The organism is Trebonia sp. (assembly GCF_049794275.1).
Classification (GTDB): domain Bacteria; phylum Actinomycetota; class Actinomycetes; order Streptosporangiales; family Streptosporangiaceae; genus Trebonia.
The window spans coordinates 1-1,939 of record NZ_JBARCR010000063.1 but is presented as its reverse complement, the minus strand read 5'-3'; the positions used below and the strand labels follow the sequence as shown (position 1 = coordinate 1,939).

General features: G+C 70.7%; 2 protein-coding genes. Both read left to right on the top strand.

Annotated features, from left to right (window positions below; all coding sequences use genetic code 11):
* Positions 1 to 673 (top strand): mycofactocin-coupled SDR family oxidoreductase (locus tag WA805_RS01675; protein WP_425241488.1); only part of this gene is annotated, 673 nt, incomplete at its 5' end.
* Complete coding sequence (locus tag WA805_RS01670) at positions 670 to 1,782, top strand: NDMA-dependent alcohol dehydrogenase (RefSeq protein WP_425241487.1); 1,113 nt, start codon at positions 670 to 672, stop codon at positions 1,780 to 1,782. The genes WA805_RS01675 and WA805_RS01670, both read left to right, overlap by 4 nt.
* The last annotated feature ends 157 nt before the right edge of the window (positions 1,783 to 1,939 follow it).

Below are 1,939 nucleotides of genomic sequence, written 5' to 3'. Positions count from 1 at the left end.
GGCGCAGACCGTCAAGGAGGTCGAGGCGACCGGGCAGCGGGTTGTCGCCCGCCGCGCGGACGTGCGCGACCTCGGCGCGGTGCGGGCCGCGCTCGACGAGGGCGTTGCGGAGCTCGGCGGCCGGCTGGACATCGTCTGCGCCAACGCGGGGATCATCTCGCAGCCGGTCGCCACCTGGGAGATCGACCTGGACCAGTGGCGCGAGCTGATCGACGTCACGCTGACCGGCGTGTTCGTCACTATCAAGGCCGCCGTCCCGCACATGATCACCGCGGGCAACGGCGGGTCGATCACGCTGACCAGCTCGGGCGCGGCGCTGATCTCCGGCGGCGGCTTCGCCGACTACAAGGCGGCCAAGTCCGGGGTGCTGTCGCTGACCAGGACGCTGGCCTGCGAACTGGCCGAGCACTTCATCCGGGTGAACGCGATCTGCCCGACGGCGGTCGACACCCCGATGATCCAGAACGAGACGCTGTACCGGTCGTTCAGGCCCGACCTGCCGAACCCGGGCCGCGAGGACGTGAAGGCCGGATTCCAGACCATGAACCTGCTGCCCATCCCGTGGGTGGACGTGGCAGACGTGTCGAACGCGATCGTCTGGCTGGCCTCGGACGCGGCGCGGTACATCACCGGCGTGACGCTGCCCGTCGACGCGGGGAACCAGCACAAATGATCACGACGCAGGCCGCGGTGCTGTGGCAGAGCGGCACGGACTGGAAGGTCGAGGAGATCACGCTCGACGAGCCGCGGCAGGGCGAGGTCCTCGTCCGGGTGGCCGCCGCCGGGCTGTGCCACTCCGAGGAGCACCACGTCACCGGCGACGTGCCGTTCGCCGCGCCGATGATCGGCGGTCACGAGGGGGCAGGCTACGTCGAGGCGGTCGGGCCCGGCGTCACGCTCACCAAGCCGGGCGACTACGTCGTCTTCTCGTCGATCCCGAACTGCGGCCGCTGCCCGTCCTGCGCGCGGGGCCGGCAGAACCTGTGCGACCTCGCCGCCACCATCGGGGACGGGCTGCAGATCAGCGACCACACCTCGCGCCACCACGTGGGTGCTACCGATCTCACCATCACCTGCATGGTCGGCTGCTATGCGCGGCACACCGTGGTGAACGAGGCGTCCGTGATCCCGGTAGACCCGGCGGTGCCGCCGGAGGCCGCCTGCCTGACCGGCTGCGGGGCGGCGACCGGCTGGGGCAGCGCGGTGTACGCCGGAGGCGTCCGGGCCGGCGACGACGTCGCGGTGATCGGCGTCGGCGGCCTCGGTTCGGCGGCGGTCCTGGGTGCCCGGTTGGCCGGCGCGCGGCACGTCTTCGCCGTCGACCCGGTGCCGTTCAAGCGGGAGATGGCAGGCAAGTTCGGCGCGACGCACACGGCGCGGGACGCGGCCGCGGCGTTCGACCTGATCCGCGAGGTTACCTGGGGCCGGATGTGCGACGTGGTGGTGCTGACGATGGGGGTAGGGCGCGGCGACCTGATGGACGACTTCATCGCGCTGACCGCCAAGCGCGGGCGGATCGTGGTGACGAACATCCACCCGGTCGCCGACACCCACCCGCGGCTGAGCCTGATCGGCCTGGCGCAGTGGGAGAAGCAGATCGTCGGCTGCATCTTCGGCTCGGTCAACTCCCGCGCCGACATCCCCCGGCTGCTCGGCCTGTACCGGGACGGGCTGCTCGACCTGGACTCGATGGTCACCAGCACCTACCCGCTCGAGGACATTAACCAGGGGTACCAGGACCTTCGCGACGGCAAGAACATCCGCGGCGTCCTGGTGATGTGACCGCCCCGCCGATGGTCACCACTGATCACAGCGGGTTAGAGGTCGCCGACCTGGTAGGTCTTCAGTCCGTACTGCCTGGCCAGCGGGTTCCACAGGCGGGTGAACGCCTGCTTGTCCGTGGTCGCCTGGCCATCGGGGCCGTAGGACGCCTTCAGGT

What these genes read in the sequence shown, in the direction of transcription:
- WA805_RS01670 (WP_425241487.1), top strand. Translation starts at nt 670, where the DNA reads ATGATCACGACGCAGGCCGCGGTGCTGTGGCAGAGCGGCACGGACTGG.